The 17284-nt window shown below is 61.5% G+C and carries 16 protein-coding genes; 7 read left to right on the top strand and 9 right to left on the bottom strand.

All coding sequences use genetic code 11. From position 1 onward, the window contains the following. Position 1: 1 nt before the first annotated feature. The 8 genes from pncB to EV281_RS10750 all read right to left on the bottom strand — a co-directional run bounded on the left by pncB (position 2) and on the right by EV281_RS10750 (position 9431). Positions 2-1306 carry a nicotinate phosphoribosyltransferase gene (gene pncB, locus EV281_RS10715; protein WP_132653055.1) on the bottom strand — a complete coding sequence of 435 codons (1305 nt, stop codon included), beginning with the start codon at positions 1304-1306 and terminating at the stop codon, positions 2-4. Between the two features lie 176 nt (positions 1307-1482). Further along, a complete protein-coding gene (locus EV281_RS10720) occupies positions 1483-1776 on the bottom strand; it encodes a hypothetical protein (RefSeq protein ID WP_132653056.1) in 294 nt (97 codons plus the stop codon). A gap of 88 nt (positions 1777-1864) precedes the next feature. After that, positions 1865-2824, bottom strand: a complete 960-nt coding sequence (locus EV281_RS10725; RefSeq protein WP_132653057.1) for a glyoxylate/hydroxypyruvate reductase A — start codon at positions 2822-2824, stop codon at positions 1865-1867. 23 nt (positions 2825-2847) lie between these two features. Then, positions 2848-4476 carry an ABC transporter ATP-binding protein gene (locus EV281_RS10730; RefSeq protein WP_132653058.1) on the bottom strand — a complete coding sequence of 543 codons (1629 nt, stop codon included), beginning with the start codon at positions 4474-4476 and terminating at the stop codon, positions 2848-2850. Further along, the gene (locus EV281_RS10735; protein WP_132653059.1) at positions 4473-5618 is read right to left on the bottom strand and encodes an ABC transporter permease; all 1146 of its coding nucleotides are present in this window, start codon (positions 5616-5618) and stop codon (positions 4473-4475) included. Before EV281_RS10735 ends, EV281_RS10730 begins: the two co-directional genes overlap by 4 nt. Then, positions 5618-6706: a microcin C ABC transporter permease YejB gene (locus EV281_RS10740; protein WP_132653060.1), complete on the bottom strand. Its 1089-nt coding sequence runs from the start codon at positions 6704-6706 to the stop codon at positions 5618-5620. The genes EV281_RS10735 and EV281_RS10740 overlap by 1 nt, the downstream gene beginning before the upstream one ends. 149 nt (positions 6707-6855) lie before the next feature. Beyond that, positions 6856-8688: an extracellular solute-binding protein gene (locus EV281_RS10745; protein ID WP_132653061.1), complete on the bottom strand. Its 1833-nt coding sequence runs from the start codon at positions 8686-8688 to the stop codon at positions 6856-6858. 107 nt (positions 8689-8795) lie between these two features. Further along, positions 8796-9431, bottom strand: a complete 636-nt coding sequence (locus tag EV281_RS10750; protein ID WP_132653062.1) for a TetR/AcrR family transcriptional regulator — start codon at positions 9429-9431, stop codon at positions 8796-8798. 39 nt (positions 9432-9470) lie between these two features. Between EV281_RS10750 and EV281_RS10755 the strand changes: the two genes are divergently transcribed. The 7 genes from EV281_RS10755 to EV281_RS10795 all read left to right on the top strand — a co-directional run bounded on the left by EV281_RS10755 (position 9471) and on the right by EV281_RS10795 (position 16425). Next, a complete protein-coding gene (locus EV281_RS10755; RefSeq protein ID WP_132653063.1) occupies positions 9471-10043 on the top strand; it encodes a hydrolase in 573 nt (190 codons plus the stop codon). Positions 10044-10139: 96 nt separating this feature from the next. Beyond that, on the top strand, positions 10140-11228 hold the full coding sequence (mepA, locus tag EV281_RS10760) for a penicillin-insensitive murein endopeptidase (RefSeq protein WP_132653064.1): 1089 nt from the start codon (positions 10140-10142) through the stop codon (positions 11226-11228). 99 nt (positions 11229-11327) lie between these two features. Next, a complete protein-coding gene (locus EV281_RS10765; protein WP_132653065.1) occupies positions 11328-11708 on the top strand; it encodes a methylglyoxal synthase in 381 nt (126 codons plus the stop codon). Positions 11709-11736: 28 nt separating this feature from the next. Then, the gene (locus EV281_RS10770; protein WP_132653066.1) at positions 11737-12753 is read left to right on the top strand and encodes a glucokinase; all 1017 of its coding nucleotides are present in this window, start codon (positions 11737-11739) and stop codon (positions 12751-12753) included. Between the two features lie 383 nt (positions 12754-13136). Beyond that, positions 13137-14924, top strand: coding sequence for an ABC transporter ATP-binding protein (locus EV281_RS10785; RefSeq protein ID WP_132653068.1), 1788 nt, complete (start codon positions 13137-13139; stop codon positions 14922-14924). 18 nt (positions 14925-14942) lie between these two features. Next, positions 14943-15767 (top strand): 4-hydroxy-tetrahydrodipicolinate reductase, encoded by an 825-nt coding sequence (dapB, locus tag EV281_RS10790; RefSeq protein WP_132653069.1) that lies wholly within the window; start codon positions 14943-14945, stop codon positions 15765-15767. Between the two features lie 22 nt (positions 15768-15789). Continuing rightward, positions 15790-16425: a 2,3-bisphosphoglycerate-dependent phosphoglycerate mutase gene (locus EV281_RS10795; RefSeq protein ID WP_132653070.1), complete on the top strand. Its 636-nt coding sequence runs from the start codon at positions 15790-15792 to the stop codon at positions 16423-16425. 55 nt (positions 16426-16480) lie between these two features. Here EV281_RS10795 and phnF read toward each other — a convergent pair whose 3' ends face one another. Continuing rightward, on the bottom strand, positions 16481-17218 hold the full coding sequence (gene phnF, locus EV281_RS10800) for a phosphonate metabolism transcriptional regulator PhnF (RefSeq protein WP_132653071.1): 738 nt from the start codon (positions 17216-17218) through the stop codon (positions 16481-16483). Between the last annotated feature and the right edge of the window lie 66 nt (positions 17219-17284).

Genomic DNA, 17284 nt, shown 5'->3' on the forward strand with positions numbered 1-17284 from the left:
TCTAAACCAGCACCGCCTGATCGGTGCGATCCTCGGTGCCGAAGAACTTCAGATAGCGCTCGACCTCGGCCGGTTCGCCAGTCGCCTTTTGCGGGTTGTCCGAGAGCTTGACCGCTGGGCGGCCATTGGCGTCGCTGACCTTGCAGACGATGGAGATCGGCAGGAAGTCGGACGTATCGGTTGGTGCACAGCCGGCAAAATCGTTCGTCAGGTTGGTGCCCCAGCCGAAGCTCATGCGCACCCGGCCCTCGAAATGCTTGTAGGTATCGATGATCGCATCGACATCGAGCCCATCGGAGAAGATCAGGAGCTTCTGGCGCGGGTCGCGGCCCATCTTCTTCCACCAGTCGATGATCTTCTCGCCGCCTTCGATCGGTGGGGCGCTGTCCGGGCGGAAGCCGGTCCAGTCAGCCACCCATTCCGGCGCATCGCGCAGGAAGGCGGCCGTTCCGAAAGCATCCGGCAGCACGATCAAGAGGTTGCCGCCGTAAAGCTTGTTCCAGTCGCGCAGCACCTTGTAGGGCGCGTTCCTGAGCTGCTCGTCCGTCTCGGCAAGAGCGGCGGCCACCATCGGCAGCTCATGCGCATTGGTGCCGACGGCTTCCAGATCGGAATCCATAGCCAGCAATACATTGCTGGTGCCGGTAAAGGCCGGGCCGATGCCTTCCTTCAGCGCTTCCACGCACCAGCGCTGCCAGAGGAAGCTATGGCGGCGGCGGGTGCCGAAATCGGAAATGCGCAGGCCCGGCAGCTCGCGCAGCTTCTCCACCTTGGCCCACATCTTGGCCTTGGCGCGGGCATAGAGCACATCAAGCGTGAAGGGACCCATCGCCTTCATGGCGGCGCGCGAACGCAGCTCGTTGATGATGGCAAGGGCGGGGATTTCCCACATGGTCGTTTCCTTCCACGACCCATGGAAATCGAGCACATATTGCCCGTCCTTCTTGGAAAGCTCGTATTCCGGCAGCTGGAAATTGGAGAGCCAGGCGAGGAATTCCGGCTCGAAGATCTGGGCGCGGCCATAGAAGCTGTTACCGGCGAGCCAGATCATCTCTTTCTTGGCGAGCCGCAGCGTGCGCGCATGGTCAAGCTGCTCGCGCAGCTCGCCCTCATCGATCTCCTCGGCGAGACGCACGCGCTTGGTGCGGTTGATGAGGGTGAAGGAGGCCTCGACGTCAGGATAGAGCTTCCAGATCATCTGCAGCATCAGGAGCTTGTAGAAATCCGTATCGATCAGACTGCGGATGATCGGATCGAGTTTCCAGGTGTGATTGTAGACGCGCCTTGCTATATCGGTCCTGGCCATGAAACTCCTGCCTGTCCGTCAATCCGGTCAGGTGCGGCCGTTTGCGACCAGCGCACGAAACCGGCTCGTGCGCCTTCTTATCGAAAAATAGATCGGCAAAGTCCAGAAAAAACAACACGCGAGTTACCTCAGCGGAGTGGCTGCAGGACGCGCTTCAAATGTATGGTATCAACCCGTCATCGTGCCGGTGCGGCAGGCTGGGCGGGCGCTGTGCCGCCATTCTGCGGCGGAGGCTGCGGAACCTGGGACTGCATCTGCTGGCCGGGCTGCTGCGGGGCGACATCATTGGCTTCCTTCTGACCCCAGATCTCGACGGGGATCCAGACGAGGAAGGCCAGCACCAGCGCAGCAATCAGCACGGCCAGGATGCGATAACCCGTACGGCCCTGCTTGGCCTTGACAGGCGAAATCTGTTCTTCGGCGTGAAGCTTTTGATCGGACTTTTCCCAACGCGTTTCCGTATGGGTCATGATCGTCTCCTTCCGGTAATCCGCAGGTTTCGGCTTGCGGAGCTCCTGCCAGGAAAACGACATGCGGCGGGGATGGTTCCGAGGCGGCTCAGTATCCCGCTTTGCGATCGACGACGAACTGCAGCGGCTCGCCACGTTCGAAGCGGGCGATCTGCATTTCGACATGACGAAAAAGCGCGTTCTCTTCGGAGATCGCGGCGTCATGCGGCGTGATGAAGACATTCTCCAGCTGCCAGAGCGGGTCGTCCGCCGGCAGAGGCTCGACCTCGAACACATCGAGCGAGGCGCCGCCGAGCACGCCGGCCTCGATCGCCGCGACGATATCGGCCTGGACCTGGCTCTTGCCGCGGCCGGCATTGATGAAGACGGGCTTGCCGAGCGCGCCGCCCTGGCGCAGCCTGGCGAAGAAGGCCTTATTGTATAGGCCTGTCGTATCCGGCGTCAGCGGCAGAAGGCCGACGACGATATCGGTCTTTGCCAGGAAGGCGTCGAGCTCCGGCCCGCTGAAGGTTTCGATGCCATCGACCTCTTTCTTCGAGCGCGACCAGCCGATGACGTTGAAGCCCATGACACGCAGCTTGGCGACGGCATCCTGGCCGAGAATGCCGAGGCCCATGACGCCGACGGTGATTTCGGCAGCTTCCGGCGGCACGAGCTTGCCCCAGATACGGTTGCGCTGGTCCTTGTCATGCTGGCGCTGCAGGCGCAGATGCATGAGGCACTGCATGACCACCCATTCGCTCATGCGCGTCGTCAGGCTGCGATCGACGAAGCGGACGATCGGCAGATCGGGCAGATCGGGAATGGACAGGATGCTATCGACCCCGGCGCCGCCGGAAAAGAGCACCTTGAGGTTCGGGGCGCGCTTGAAAATATCCGCATCCGGCTTCCAGAGCAGCGCGTAGTCGATGCCGGTTAGGTCCAGCGCCTTGCTGTCCGGGTCGGCGGCATTGATGCTGCCGCGGTCGGCAAAGGCGGTCTTCAGGATACGGGCGACGGTTTGGGGATCGAACTTGAGGTCGACGACAACGGGAGGTTTTGCTGACATGATTTTCTTTGCTGCTGTCCGTCTTATTGCTGGACCGCTGCGGTCGGCACCGCCTCGATATTGAAGGCGGCGGCCATCAGCGCCCTGGTATAGTCATGTTTCGGCGCCCGGAAGATCTCCGCCGATGGCCCCTGCTCCACCACCTTGCCGAAGCGCATGACGATGACATCGTTAGCCAGCGCTTTCACCACTTTCAGGTCGTGGCTGATGAAGAGATAGGCGAGATCGTGCTTCTTCTGCAGGTCTCGCAAGAGGTCCACCACCTGCGCCTGCACGCTCATGTCGAGCGCCGAGGTCGGCTCGTCGAGCATGACGAAACGCGGCTTCAGCACCATGGCGCGGGCAATGGCGATGCGCTGGCGCTGGCCGCCGGAAAATTCATGCGGGAAGCGCCAGCGGGTCAGTGGATCGAGCCCGACCTCCTCCAGCGCCCAGCAGACGCGCTGGTCGCGCTCCTCGGCAGAAAGCGAGCGCTCGTGCACCTTCAGGCCTTCGGCGACGATATCGCCGACCGACATGCGCGGGCTGAGCGATCCATAGGGATCCTGAAAAACGACTTGCAGCTGGTTGCGCAGCGGCCGCATTTCCGTGAATGAATAGTTCGCTATATCTTTTCCGACGAAGGAAATGCGGCCCTTCGAGGAGATGAGGCGGGTCAACGCCAGGCCAAGCGTGGTCTTGCCGGAGCCGGATTCGCCGACGACGCCGAGCGTCTGGCCGGAGCGCAGCGTCAGATCGATGCCATCAACCGCCTTCACGTGATCGACGACCTTGCGCATGAAGCCGGCCTTGATCGGGAACCAGACCTTGATGTCGCTGCCTTCCATGACGACAGGCCTGGAAGGATCGGTGACCGGCGGTTCGCCGCGCGGCTCGGAGGCGAGCAGGTGGCGGGTATAATCGTGCTTCGGATTGGCGAAGACCTCTTCCACCGTGCCGGTCTCGACGATCTTGCCCTTGGTCATGACGCAGACGCGGTCGGCGAACTTGCGCACGATGCCGAGATCATGAGTGATGAAGAGCATGGACATGCCATGCTCACCCTTCAATTTGCGCAAAAGTTCGAGGATCTGCGCCTGGACGGTCACGTCGAGCGCTGTCGTCGGCTCGTCGGCGATCAGCAGTTCCGGCCGGTTGGCGAGCGCCATGGCGATCATCACGCGCTGGCGCTGGCCGCCCGAGAGCTCGTGCGGATAGGCCTTCAGGCGCTTTTCCGGCTCGCGGATGCCGACCTGGTTCAGGAGTTCCAATATGCGGGTGCGCGCAGCCTGCCCCGTCATGCCCTGATGCAGCGCCAGAATCTCGGCGATCTGCTGCTCGATCGTGTGGAGCGGATTGAGCGATGTCATCGGCTCCTGGAAAATCATGGTGATGTCGTTGCCGCGCACTTCGCGCAACTCGCGATCGGAGGCCTTCAAGAGATTCTTGCCCTTGAAGAGGATCTCGCCGCCCGGATGGCTGGCCGAAGGATAGGGCAGAAGCCGCAGGATCGAATTTGCCGACACCGACTTGCCGGACCCGGATTCACCGACAAGCGCCAGGACTTCGCCCTTGCCGATATCGAAGGAGATGCGGTCGACGGCGAGCGAGGTTTCGCCGCCTTGATGGAAGGCGACCGAGAGATCGCGGACGGAGAGCAGGGATTCACTCATTGGAACGTCTTTCTCGGATCGAAAGCATCGCGCACTGCTTCGCCGATGAAGATCAGCAGCGAGAGCATGATCGACATGGTAAAGAAAGCCGTCAGGCCGAGCCATGGCGCCTGGAGATTAGCCTTGCCCTGGGCGATCAGCTCACCGAGCGAGGGAGAGCCCGGCGGCATGCCGAAGCCCAGGAAATCGAGCGAGGTCAGCGTGGTGATCGAGCCCGAAAGGATGAAGGGCAGGAAGGTCAGCGTCGCTACCATCGCATTCGGCAGCATATGCCGCCACATGATGGTGCGGTTGTTGACGCCGAGCGCGCGGGCGGCCCGGACATATTCGAAATTGCGGGCGCGCAGGAACTCGGCGCGCACGACGCCGACGAAGCCCACCCAGGAGAAGAGCAGCATGATGCCGAGCAGTACGAAAAAGCCGGGGGGCAGGATGGCGGCGATGATGAGCAGGATATAGAGCACCGGCATCGAGGACCAGATCTCGATGAAGCGCTGGAAGAGCAAGTCCGTCCAGCCGCCGAAATAGCCCTGGACGGCGCCGGCCGTGACACCGATGACGGCCGAGCAGATGGTGAGCGCCAGGCCGAAGAGCACGGAAATGCGGAAACCGTAGATGACGCGGGCGAGGACATCGCGCGCCTGATCGTCCGTGCCGAGCCAGTTGAGATTGCCAAGCCTGCAATCGGGATCGTTGGCACCCTGCGGATAGGCCGAGCAGCGCTCCTCCTTCGACATCAGCCAGAACGGCGGCGTCGGGGCCGAATGCGGAATATTGGAATTGACCGACTGGTAGGAATAGCGGATCGGCGGCCAGATCATCCAGCCATTGGCATTGATCTCATCTGCTATGACGGAAGAGCGATAGTCCGTCTCGGCCAGGAAGCCGCCGAATTTCTCCTCAGGATAATTGATGATGACGGGGAAAAGGATTTCGCCCTTGTAGGAGGCGATGATGGGCCTGTCATTGGCGATAAACTCGGCAAAGAGGCTGAGCACGAAGAGGATAAGGAAGAGCCAGAGCGACCAGTAGCCGCGCCGGTTCGCCTTGAAGTTCCGCCAGCGGCGGATGTTGGTCGGCGACAGCAGGCCCTTGCGGGGCGGGCGTACGGGCGTCGTCGTCGGGTTTGCGGCGGCATCCATCAGACGTCCCTCCGCTCGAAGTCGATGCGCGGATCGATCCATGTATAGAGCAGATCCGAGATTAGGCTGACGAACAGGCCGAGCAGCGAGAAGATGTAGAGCGTCGCAAAGACGATCGGATAGTCGCGGTTGACGACCGAGAGATAGCCGAGGCGGCCGAGACCATCGAGCGAGAAGATGTTCTCGATCAGGAGCGAACCGGTGAAGAAGGCGGAGATGAAGGCGCCGGGGAAGCTCGCGATGATGATCAGCATGGCATTGCGGAAAACGTGGCCGTAGAGCACCTGGCGCTCGGTGAGGCCCTTGGCGCGCGCGGTGATGACATATTGCTTCTTGATCTCGTCGATGAAGGAATTCTTGGTCAGAAGCGTCGTCGTGGCGAAGGATGCGAGCGACAGCGAGATCAGCGGCAGCGTGAGGTGCCAGAAATAATCGAGCGGCTTCTGCCACCAGGCCAGCTGGTCGAAATTGTCCGAGACGAGACCGCGCAGCGGGAACCAGTCATAGAAGGAACCGCCGGCGAAGAGCACGATCAGCAGGATGCCGAAGAGGAAGCTCGGCACTGCATAACCGACGATGATGACGCCTGAGGTCCAGACATCGAAGGAGGAGCCGTCCTTGACTGCCTTGCGGATGCCGAGCGGAATGGAGATGGCGTAGGAAAAGATCAGGATCCAGATGCCGAGTGAGATCGAAACCGGCAGCTTTTCGGCAATCAGATTGAGCACGGTCGTGTTGCGGAAGAAGCTTTCGCCGAAATCGAAGCGTATGTAATTCCACATCATTTCGCCGAAGCGGGTCAGCGGCGGCTTGTCGAAACCGAACTGCTTTTCCAGCTTGGCGATCAGCTCCGGATCGAGGCCCTGGGCGCCGCGATATTTGGAATTGGCGTCATCTCCCGCGCCGCCCAGGAGATCGCCGCCCCCGGAGATGCGCTGGTCGGCGCTGTCGGCCTGACCGGTCAACTGGGAGATCACCTGTTCGACCGGACCGCCGGGCGCGAATTGAACGACGATGAAAGAAATCGCCATGATGCCGATGATGGTCGGGATCATCAGAAGCAGGCGGCGAAGAATATAGGCGCCCATCAGTCTCGGGCCTCCAGGAATATCGTCGCCTGCGCGCCGTCCAGTCTATTGCCGTTCAATCTGCCAGCCTTCCTTTGCCGGATTATGCCGGCATTTCGTGATTCGCGGATGCCATTTGGAGCGCAGGCCCCCTCGCATTGCAAGCCTGCTCATTTCGCCGCGGTGGACCACCAGGCATCGGGGAAGCCAAGGCTGTACGTCGGAAACTCCGCCGGAGGCGTCACCGTATTCCAATAGGCAATCGAATAGGTGTCGCGGTAGAACAGCGGAATGACATAATGGTTGGCGAGCAGCACACGGTCCATCGCCTTGATGGCGGCGACCTGTTCATCGCGGTTGGGGGCGAAGATGATCATGCGAACAAGCGCATCGACGGCCGGATTGGCGATGCCGGCATAGTTGCGCGAGCCCTGCTGGTTGGCGGAACCCGAGCCCCAGTAATCGGCCTGCTCGTTGCCCGGGTTCATGGTCTGCGCCCAGACATTCCAGATCATGTCGTAATCGAAGCTGCGGGCACGGTTGGTATATTGCGCCGCATCGACGGTGCGCACCCGCGCATCGATACCAATCTTCTTCAGATTATTGGCATAGGGTACTGCCCAACGCTCCAGCATCGGGCTCGACAGGAGGATTTCGAAACTCATCGGCTGGCCGCTCTTGGTATTGACCATGCGGTTTCCCTTCAATTCCCAGCCGGCCTCCTTCAGCAGTGCGATGGCCTTGCGAAGATTGTCCCGGCTCTTTTGCGGATCGCCGCCGACGGGATTGCTGTAGGGCGTGGTGAATACCTCCTGCGGCACCTGATCCTTCAAGCCCTGAAGGATTTCCAGTTCCCTGCCCTGGGGTAGGCCGGACGAGGCGAGATCGGTATTCCAGAAATAGCTGTCGATGCGTTTGTAGCTGTTGAAGGCGACGGTCCGGTTCAACTCCTCGAAGTCCAGGCCGTAATTCAGGGCCTCGCGAACCCGCTCGTCCTTAAAAATGTCGCGGCGCATATTCGGCACGAGAGCCTGCATGATCCCGGTGGAACGCAGCGGATTCGGAACGTCCTGCTTCTTGACGCGCCCGTCCTTCACGGCCGGAAAATCATATCCCGTCGCCCAGCGCGCCGCGGTCGTCTCCTGCCAATAATCGCTGTTGCCGGCCCGGAAAGCCTCGAACTCCACGTCCCGATCGCCATAATAGGTGTAGAGGATGTTGCGGAAATTGTTCTGGCCGACATTCACGTTGAGGTCCTTGCCCCAATAATCGTCGCGCAGCTCGTAGCGGATCGTCGCGCCGGGCGAGAAGGCGGCAATCTTGTAAGGTCCCGAACCCATGACAGGCTCGAGCGTCGTCTTCGAAATGTCGCGCGGCTTGCCGTCCGGTCCCGGGGCTTCCCACCAATGTTTGGGCACGACAACCAGCTGGCCGAGAATGTTTGGCAGCTCGCGATTATTCTTTTCATCGAAGGTGAATGTGACGTCCCGCTCGCCCGTCTTTTCGGCCTTGACGACGTGACGGTAGTAGTTCCCGGCGAGCGGATTGAGCTCCTTGGTCTTGTCGAGGCTGAAAATCACGTCTTCGGGCGTGACCGACTGGCCGTCTGCCCATTTCGCTTCCTTGCGGAGTCGGAAGGTCGCGCTGGAAACATCCGTCGGATAGGAAAGACCTTCGGCAAGCAAACCGTAGGAGACGAGGAGTTCGTCGTCTGCCGATTTCATCAGCGTGTCGTAGACAAGCGACAGGCCGACAGCCGTCTCGCCTTTCGCCAGCAGCGGATTGAAAGTGTCGAACGTGCCACTCGAAGACAGGCGCAGGTCACCGCCTTTCGGGGCACCGGGATTGACGTAGTCGAAACGAGTGAAACCCGGCTTGTACTTCATTTCGCTGATGACCGAGCTGCCGATCTGGAACTGCTGGTCCTCAGCCAACAGAGTCACAGGCGCGAGCGCCCCCGCCAAAACCACCAGCAGACCGATTTTCGACCACGAGGCCATCATTCAGCATTTCCCTGTTTATTAGCTTTCGCCGACAATACGAAAAATGCCGGCGAAAAACAGGTGAGAGTTTGTTTTTTGCCGGGCTCGCAATATTTTGACCTGACCGTTTACGTGCAGGGCGTCACTTCCTCGAGACGCTTGCGCAACATCCGCCGCAGTTCGCCAACGAGACGTGGATCACCAGAGCCATCGGGGTCATTGGCGGCTGCGACGACGATGCGCAGCAGCTCGAGGACGAGAGCGCCCAGAAGATCGACATCACGCTCGACCGAAGGCTCGGCATTCTTGAGGAGTGCGGTGATGCTGACGCGAAGCTCCGCGCGCGATTTTGCCTTGCGCTCCTTGGGTACATCGCGCCTGGCGGCGAGAACGGGAAATTCCGGATGTTCCTCGAGAAAGCGGCCGAACCGCGTGAAGATCGCATCGCCGATCTCGGCCGCACTCCCGCCGCGGGTCTTCTCCGCGAGCTCGGTGAGGCAGCCGTTCAACTGCTGCAGGCGGTCGATGTGTAGCGCTTCGGCAAGCAGGAGCTTGGTCGGGAAGAATTGATAGAGTGAGCCGATAGAGGAATTGGCGGCTGCGGCAATCTCCGTCATGGTCGCGGCGTCATAGCCCTTTTCGAGAAAGACCCTGGCCGCTGCTTCGAGGAGGACGGCGACGCGGTCGTGGCCGCGCTGACGTTTCGGCACGCGGGTCTGCGGTTCGGGGCTTGATTTTTGTGAGGTTATCCTCGTATCTGTCATTGTGAGGATACCCTCATATTTTCTTCCCCGGAGATTCCCATGTCCCTCTACGATCCCAAGACCACAGCACTCATTTCCATCGACCTGCAGGGCTTCATCGTCAGCCGGCAACTTGCGCCGCATTCGGCCGAGCAGGTGGTCGAGAATACCGCCGCGATCGCACGGAAGTTGAAGTCCGAAGGCGGCACGGTGATCCTCGTTACCGTCGGATTCTCCCCGGACTATGCCGATGCTGTCAACCAGCCGGTGGACGAGCCGGCGGTTTTCCCTCAAGGCGGCCTTCCGGCCGAAGCGCTTGCGGCTCCTGCGGAAATCGCCGCGCTCGATGTCGACGTCCATATCGTCAAACAGCAGTGGAGCGCCTTTTATGGTACGGCGATGGATCTCCAGCTTCGCCGCCGCGGCATCAAGACCGTGATCCTGACGGGCATCGCAACGAATTTCGGCGTCGAGGCAACGGTCCGCGATGCCTTTGCCCATAACTACGCCGTCATCGCCGTCGAGGATGCGATGGCGACCTTCACCGCCGAAATGCATGCGCTTTCCTGCGGGCGCATCCTGCCTCGGCTCTCGAGGGTGCGCAAAACGGCCGATGTTCTTTCCAACGGCTAAAGCCTTTCCCGTGCCACCCGCCAATCATCGATTCACCAAAATTGCTTTTCACGGTAGATTCGATTGCAAATCACTCTGGCGCAATATGGGAACGGCATGGCTTTCGGCTTAATTCGGGCTTTCGGGACTCAAGCTTTCGGGACTTTCGGCAAGCTGATATTCGCTGGCGCAATGGGCGCAAGCCTTGTCGCCGGCGATGTCGGCGCTCAGCAGAAGACACCGAGCCCCGGCAGCGCCAAGGCGGTTTTCGGCGCGATGAAATTGCCGACGCAGGGACCGGCGCAGCCGATCGGTTTCTATGCCAAGGGCTGCATGACAGGCGCCGAAGCGCTGCCGGCAGACGGGCCGACCTGGCAGGCGATGCGGCTTTCGCGCAACCGGCGCTGGGGTAATCCGGCGATGATCGCGCTTCTGGAGAAATTCTCGCAGGATGCGCATGACAGGATCGGCTGGCCGGGCATCCTCGTTGGCGACATCGCCCAGCCGCGCGGCGGGCCGATGATCAACGGCCATGCTTCGCATCAGATCGGCCTTGATGCCGACGTCTGGCTGACGCCGATGCCCTCGCACCGCATGAGCTACGAAGAACGGGAGAACCTGCCCTTCATCAGCATGCTGCAAAAGGACAAGTTCCTGACCATCGATCCCAAGGTTTGGAGCGAGCAGCGGGCAGCGCTTCTCATGCTGGCTGCGAGCTATCCGCAGGTCGAGCGCATCTTCGTCAATCCGGCGATCAAGAAGAAGATGTGCGACACCTGGACGGGTGATCGCACCAATCTCGGCAAGCTCAGGCCCGAATACGGGCACGATTCGCATTTCCATATCCGCATCAAATGCCCGCCAGGCGTCAAGAGCTGCACGCCGCAGCCGCCCGTCGCCGCCGGCGACGGCTGCGACAAGTCGCTTGCCTGGTGGTTCACTAGGGAACCCTGGGCGCCGCCGAAACCGCCGAAGCCCGGTGTAATACCGAAGCCGCCGCGTGAAGTCATGGTCTCCGACCTGCCGAAGGCCTGCTCTGCCGTTGTCGATGCCCCGTCCATCGCCTCTGCCGAAGCTGGAACCTATGGCGGCCCTTCTGCGGCGAGTGCACTGGCGGCGGCACCGGCTACCGCATCCGCCATCGATGCTGGCACTGCACTGCCTTCCGTCGGCCCGCTTCCGAGCGACAAGCCCGTCGGGCCATAGGCCTGTGCAACAAGGCTGCCGGCGGCTGTCTTTCAAATCGCAAACGGCTGGTGTAGAAGCGGCCAAACCGATTGAATTACTCGCGCGGAGGTTCCGTTCATGGCCGGCGACAAATGCCTCGCATTGATTGCGCATGACCAGAAGAAGGACGAAATGGCGGAGTTTGCCCGCCGCAACAGAGACCTCCTCGCCAAATGGAAAATCGTCGCCACCGGCACGACCGGCGGGCGCGTGCTTGACGCGGTTCCCGACCTTCACGTGACGCGGCTGAAGAGCGGCCCGCTTGGCGGCGACCAGCAGATCGGCGCCCTGATCTCGACCGGCGAAGTCAGTGCCCTGATCTTCTTCGTGGACCCGCTGACGCCGATGCCGCATGATGTCGACGTGAAGGCGCTCATGCGGCTTGCGATCGTCTACGACATTCCGATGGCGCTCAACGAGTCGACAGCCGAAAAGCTTCTCCCTACCCTTAACGCCTGATATCTCGGGCTACAGCACGGAACCGGCCATGACTGCATCCTCCACTCCCTTGCCCTTTCCGATCCTGATCGGCGATATCGGCGGCACGAATGCCCGCTTTTCCATCCTGTCGGATGCCTATGCCGAGCCGAAGCAGTTTCCGAATGTGCGCACGGCCGATTACGGGACGATCGACGAAGCGATCCAGAAAGGTGTCCTGGACAAGACGTCCGTGCAGCCGCGCGCCGCAATCCTTGCCGTCGCCGGCCCGATCAAGGCCGATGAAATCCCGCTGACCAACTGCCCTTGGGTGGTGCGGCCGAAGACGATGATCGAGGGGCTTGGCCTCGTCGATGTGCTCATCGTCAACGATTTTGAGGCCCAGGCGTTGGCGATCGCCGCACTGTCCGACGAAAACCGCGAGCGCATCGGCTATACTTCTGACGACATGGTGGCGTCCCGCGTCGTGCTCGGGCCCGGCACCGGCCTCGGCGTCGGCGGCCTGGTTCACGCTCAGTCGACCTGGATCCCAGTTCCCGGCGAAGGCGGCCATGTCGATCTCGGACCGCGCAGCAGGCGCGACTATGAGATCTTCCCGCATGTCGAAACCATCGAGGGCCGGATTTCGGCCGAGCAGATCCTCTGCGGCCGCGGCATCGTCAATCTCTATCGCGCCATCTGTGCCGCCGACGGTCTCAAACCGACGATGTCCGATCCGGCCGATATCACCTCGCATGCACTCGCCGGCAGCGACAAGGTTGCCGTCGAAACGGTCTCGTTGTTTGCGACCTATCTCGGGCGCGTCGCGGGCGACATGGCGCTCGTCTTCATGGCCCGCGGCGGCGTCTATCTCTCAGGCGGCATCTCGCAGAAGATTCTTCCGGCGCTGAAAGGGCCGGAATTCCGCGCCGCCTTCGAGGATAAGGCGCCGCATTCCGCGCTGCTGCGAACGATCCCAACCTATGTCGTGACGCATCCGCTCGCCGCTCTGGCCGGGCTTTCCTCCTATGCGCGCATGCCCGGAAACTTCGGCGTTTCGACGGACGGCCGACGCTGGCGGCGTTAGAGCCTTTCCTGATTAGATTGAAGCATTCTGTTGGCTCAAACGGAGTCGGATGGTCGACCGGCCGGCACGCGTCGTAGCCCAGATCTACGGCCAAGCCGGCCGGTCGATCAGCCGGCCCGTTTCAGCCAACCCCGGTGGTTTGCTTGCAAACCAGCTAGGGCCGGGCATCGTTGCGCCAGGAGAAGCGATCGGCTCGGACGTATCTAGAGGTATGCCCGTCGCCAATCGCTTCCGCCCTGACACAAAACTGCTCCGGCAGAATGCTTCAAGCTAACCAGGAAAGGCTCTAAGTCAGCTAGCCAAAGCTCCTCCAACTCTTTATAGAGCGCGCGAATATGCGTGCCGCGCCTGCGGCATGCGGCCCTGAGACAGGAAGCCTATTTTTGGAAGCCGCCGAAAGCAGAAAGCCAAACGTCAACAGCGATACCGTGACCGGCGTCCTGAAGCGTATCATTGCCGAAAACGGCCGGGACCATCTCTGGGGCTATGTCTTCGCAATCGCCTGCCTTATCGTCGTGGCGCTTTCGACAGCGTTTACCGCCTGGATCATGCGGGCGATCATCGACGAGGCCTTCGCCAACCGGCGCGCCGACGTCGTCTGGATCATCTGTCTTTCGATCTTCATCGCCTTCATGCTGCGCGGCTTTGCGAGCTACGGGCAGGGCGTCGCGCTGTCGCGGATCGGCAACGATATCGTCGCGCGCTATCAGCGGCGCATCTATTCACATCTGATGACGCTCTCCGTCGGCTATTTCAACGAGGCACGCTCGGCCCATATCGCCGCGCAGGTCAGCCAGAACGTGACCGGCATCCGCGACGTGCTGAACCTCACGATTACCTCGACGGTGCGCGATCTCCTAACCTTCGTCTCGCTGATCGGCGTCATGGTGCTGCAGGATCCGCTGCTCAGCCTCGCCGTGTTCATCCTGGCGCCGCCGCTGCTCTATGCGCTGCGCTATGTTTCCAAGCGACTGCGCTCGGCCACCCGGGAAGCGGTCAACCTCAACAGCCATGTTCTCGGCGCCATGCAGGAAACAATCCAAGGCATTTCCATCGTCAAGGCCTTCACGATGGAAGAAGCGCTGGAGAACAAGGTCAACAAGCTGATTTCCGCTGCCGAAGGCCGGGCAAACCGTATCGCGCGGCTTTCGGAGCGTACCTCGCCGCTGACGGAAAGCTTTGCCGGCTTTGCCGTTGCAAGCGTGCTTGCCTATGCCGCTTATCGGTCCATCTATCAGGGCGTGCCGCCGGGCGCCTTCTTCTCTTTCGTCACGGCCCTCCTGCTCGCCTATGATCCGGCCCGCCGCCTCGCGCGCCTACAGGTGCAGATGGAGCGAGCCGTGGTCAACGCCCGGATGATCTACGAGCTGCTCGACATGGAGCCGCGCCAGCGCGAACTGCCGGATGCAAAGCCGCTTGTCGTGTCCGAGGCGAAGATCGAGCTGCGCAACGTTTCCTTCGCCTATGGCAACGAGAGCGTCCTGAACGGCGTGACGCTGACGGCTGAGGGCGGAAAAACGACTGCCCTCGTCGGCCCTTCGGGCGCCGGCAAATCCACCGTCATCAGCCTCATTCCGCGCTTTTACGATCCGAAGGAAGGTCAGATCCTGATCGACGGACAGGATATCGCCCATGTTACCAAGCAGTCGCTGCGCCGCCAGCTCGCCTATGTCTCGCAGCAGCCCTATCTCTTCGAAGGCACGATCCGCGACAATATCCGCTACGGCCGCCCCGAAGCGACGGACGACGAAATCGAAAAGGCAGCGCGGCTTGCCTATGCGCATGACTTCATCGTCGCACAGCCGCAGGGCTACGATACGCCCGTCGGCGAAAATGGCGTGACGCTGTCCGGCGGCCAGCGCCAGCGGCTGTCGATCGCCCGCGCGCTGGTGCGCAACGCACCGATCCTGCTGCTCGACGAGGCAACCTCGGCACTCGATACGGAATCGGAAGCGGCCGTACAGAAAGCACTCGACGAAGCCATGACCGGCCGCACTGTCGTCGTCATCGCCCACCGGCTTTCGACCGTGGTACGCGCCGACAAGATCATCGTCATGCAGCAGGGGCGCGTCGTCGAAGAAGGCAGTCACGAGACGCTTGCGAAGGTCAGCGACGGACTTTACGCTCGCCTCAACAATCTGCAGAGGCCTTCGGCTTCTGATTCATTTTAATCGGGATGACGGACTGACATGAGCGACGCTGCGATGAAACTGGTTGTGGTCGGAGCGGCGGGACGCATGGGACAGACGCTCATCCGTCTTATTCATTCCATCGACGGCGTGACGCTGCATGCAGCGGTCGCGCGGCCGGGCTCGCCCTTCGTCGGCAAGGATGCCGGTGAGGTCGCCGGTCTCGGCGCCAATGGCGTCATCATCGGCGACGATCCCTTGACAGCGTTCCTGCACGCCGAGGGCGTGCTGGATTTCACATCGCCCGCCACGTCAGTGGAATTTGCCGGATTGGCAGCGCAGGCGCGTATCGTTCATGTCGTCGGCACGACCGGCTGCTCCGACGAGGACAATGCCAAGATCGCGGCCGCCTCCCGCCATGCCCGCATCGTCCAGTCGGGCAATATGAGCCTCGGGGTTAATCTGCTCAGCGTGTTCGTGCAGCAGGCTGCTCAGGCGCTCGACCCTGCTGACTGGGATATCGAAATTCTCGAAATGCATCACAAGCGCAAGGTCGATGCGCCCTCCGGCACCGCATTGCTGCTTGGTGACGCCGCTGCAAGCGGCCGCAATATCGATCTTGCCTCGAAATCCGTGCGTGTGCGCGACGGCCATACTGGCGCGCGGGACGCCGGCACTATCGGCTTTGCGACGCTGCGCGGCGGCTCCGTCATTGGCGAGCATTCCGTACTCTTTGCCGGCGAAGGCGAGACCGTCACGCTTTCGCACAGCGCAACCGACCGTTCGATCTTTGCGCGCGGCGCCATCAAGGCGGCCCTTTGGGCGCGCGACAAGAAACCGGGTCTCTATTCCATGCTCGACGTTCTCGGGCTTTCTTCTCATTGACCATCTCTCGGAGGCATTTTTCATGAGCGGTACCCTCGTCCTCGTTCGCCACGGCCAGAGCGACTGGAATCTCAAGAATCTCTTCACCGGCTGGAAAGATCCTGATCTGACCGAGCTCGGCATCCAGGAAGCCACGACTGGCGGCCAGGCGCTTGCCGACTACGGCATCAAGTTCGATGTCGCCTTCACCTCCGCACTCGTGCGCGCCCAGCACACACTGAAGCTGATCCTCGACAAGGTCGGCCAGCCGGGCCTGGAAACGATCCGCGACCAGGCGCTGAACGAGCGCGACTATGGCGATCTCTCCGGCCTCAACAAGGATGATGCCCGTGCCAAATGGGGCGAAGAGCAGGTGCATATCTGGCGCCGCTCCTACGACATCCAGCCTCCGGGCGGCGAAAGCCTGCGCGACACCGGGGCTCGCGTCTGGCCGTACTATCTCACGGAAATCCTTCCACGCGTGCTGCGTGGCGAAAAGGTGCTCGTTGCCGCGCACGGCAATTCGCTGCGTTCGCTCGTCATGGTTCTCGACCGCCTCAACCGCGAACAGGTTCTGTCGCTGAACCTGGCGACGGGCGTGCCCATGGTATACAAGCTGAACGCAGACTCGACGGTCGCTTCCAAGGAAGTACTCGGCGACATGTCTGGCGCGCACTGAGCGCGGTCAGGCACCAGTAAAGCTAGGCCGGGCGTGAGTCCGGCCTTTTCCGTTTTCAGTTTTCGATGGTGAACTGAACGCGATCGGCCGCAAAACGGCTGATCGAATATTGCACCGGCACGCCTTCCAGATCGGTGTTCATCGCCTTGGTGATCAAGAGCACGGCGCCCGGCGTCAGTTCCAGATCGGCAATATCTCCGGAATCGGCATGGGCGGCGGTGATCTCCGTCGTGGCACGCACATAGTCCGACAGGCCGAGTGCGGCAAAGGCCTTGGTGATGGACTCCGTCTTCCGATAGATCTCGCCGATGCCGGCAAAACGAGCGGCCGGGAACCAGCTCGTTCCGCGCGCGACGGGCCGTTTATCCGCGTCGCGCACCGTTTCTAGACGAATGACCGGCGTGCCCTGTTCCACGCGCAGCCAGCGGGCCACCTCGGCATCGGCCGCTTCCTCCGCATGGCCGAGCAGGAGCGCATGTGTCTCGCGCGCCTGGTCCCTCAGGCCGTCGGTAAAGCGGGTACGGCGGCTGATCGGAAAATTCAGGCGCTCCTTGCGCTCGATCAACGTGCCGCGGCCTTGCACCGCACGCACGATGCCTTCCTGGGCAAGTGCGGCAAGTGCGCTGCGAACAGTATGCCTGTTGACCCCGAATTGAAGCGCAAGGACCGTTTCCGGTGGCACCATGCCGGTTTGATCGTAAACGCCACTGCTGATCGCCTCGCGGATCCTGTCGGCGATCTGGCGCCAGAGCGCCACACCCGTCTGCCGCTGCACCTGCTTTATTCCTGCCATTACACCCCATCCAGCCAATTCGGACGCGCCTTGTCACACGCTTGTCACGTCGCCGATTTAGGGATA

Origin of the sequence: Rhizobium sp. BK418, from assembly GCF_004341105.1 — a bacterium.
Taxonomy (GTDB): domain Bacteria; phylum Pseudomonadota; class Alphaproteobacteria; order Rhizobiales; family Rhizobiaceae; genus Rhizobium.

Coding starts and splice junctions, on each gene's coding strand:
- pncB (WP_132653055.1), bottom strand. CDS start 1,306: ATGGCCAGGACCGATATAGCAAGGCGCGTCTACAATCACACCTGGAAA.
- EV281_RS10720 (WP_132653056.1), bottom strand. CDS start 1,776: ATGACCCATACGGAAACGCGTTGGGAAAAGTCCGATCAAAAGCTTCAC.
- EV281_RS10725 (WP_132653057.1), bottom strand. CDS start 2,824: ATGTCAGCAAAACCTCCCGTTGTCGTCGACCTCAAGTTCGATCCCCAA.
- EV281_RS10730 (WP_132653058.1), bottom strand. CDS start 4,476: ATGAGTGAATCCCTGCTCTCCGTCCGCGATCTCTCGGTCGCCTTCCAT.
- EV281_RS10735 (WP_132653059.1), bottom strand. CDS start 5,618: ATGGATGCCGCCGCAAACCCGACGACGACGCCCGTACGCCCGCCCCGC.
- EV281_RS10740 (WP_132653060.1), bottom strand. CDS start 6,706: ATGGGCGCCTATATTCTTCGCCGCCTGCTTCTGATGATCCCGACCATC.
- EV281_RS10745 (WP_132653061.1), bottom strand. CDS start 8,688: ATGATGGCCTCGTGGTCGAAAATCGGTCTGCTGGTGGTTTTGGCGGGG.
- EV281_RS10750 (WP_132653062.1), bottom strand. CDS start 9,431: ATGACAGATACGAGGATAACCTCACAAAAATCAAGCCCCGAACCGCAG.
- EV281_RS10755 (WP_132653063.1), top strand. CDS start 9,471: ATGTCCCTCTACGATCCCAAGACCACAGCACTCATTTCCATCGACCTG.
- mepA (WP_132653064.1), top strand. CDS start 10,140: ATGGCTTTCGGCTTAATTCGGGCTTTCGGGACTCAAGCTTTCGGGACT.
- EV281_RS10765 (WP_132653065.1), top strand. CDS start 11,328: ATGGCCGGCGACAAATGCCTCGCATTGATTGCGCATGACCAGAAGAAG.
- EV281_RS10770 (WP_132653066.1), top strand. CDS start 11,737: ATGACTGCATCCTCCACTCCCTTGCCCTTTCCGATCCTGATCGGCGAT.
- dapB (WP_132653069.1), top strand. CDS start 14,943: ATGAGCGACGCTGCGATGAAACTGGTTGTGGTCGGAGCGGCGGGACGC.
- EV281_RS10795 (WP_132653070.1), top strand. CDS start 15,790: ATGAGCGGTACCCTCGTCCTCGTTCGCCACGGCCAGAGCGACTGGAAT.
- phnF (WP_132653071.1), bottom strand. CDS start 17,218: ATGGCAGGAATAAAGCAGGTGCAGCGGCAGACGGGTGTGGCGCTCTGG.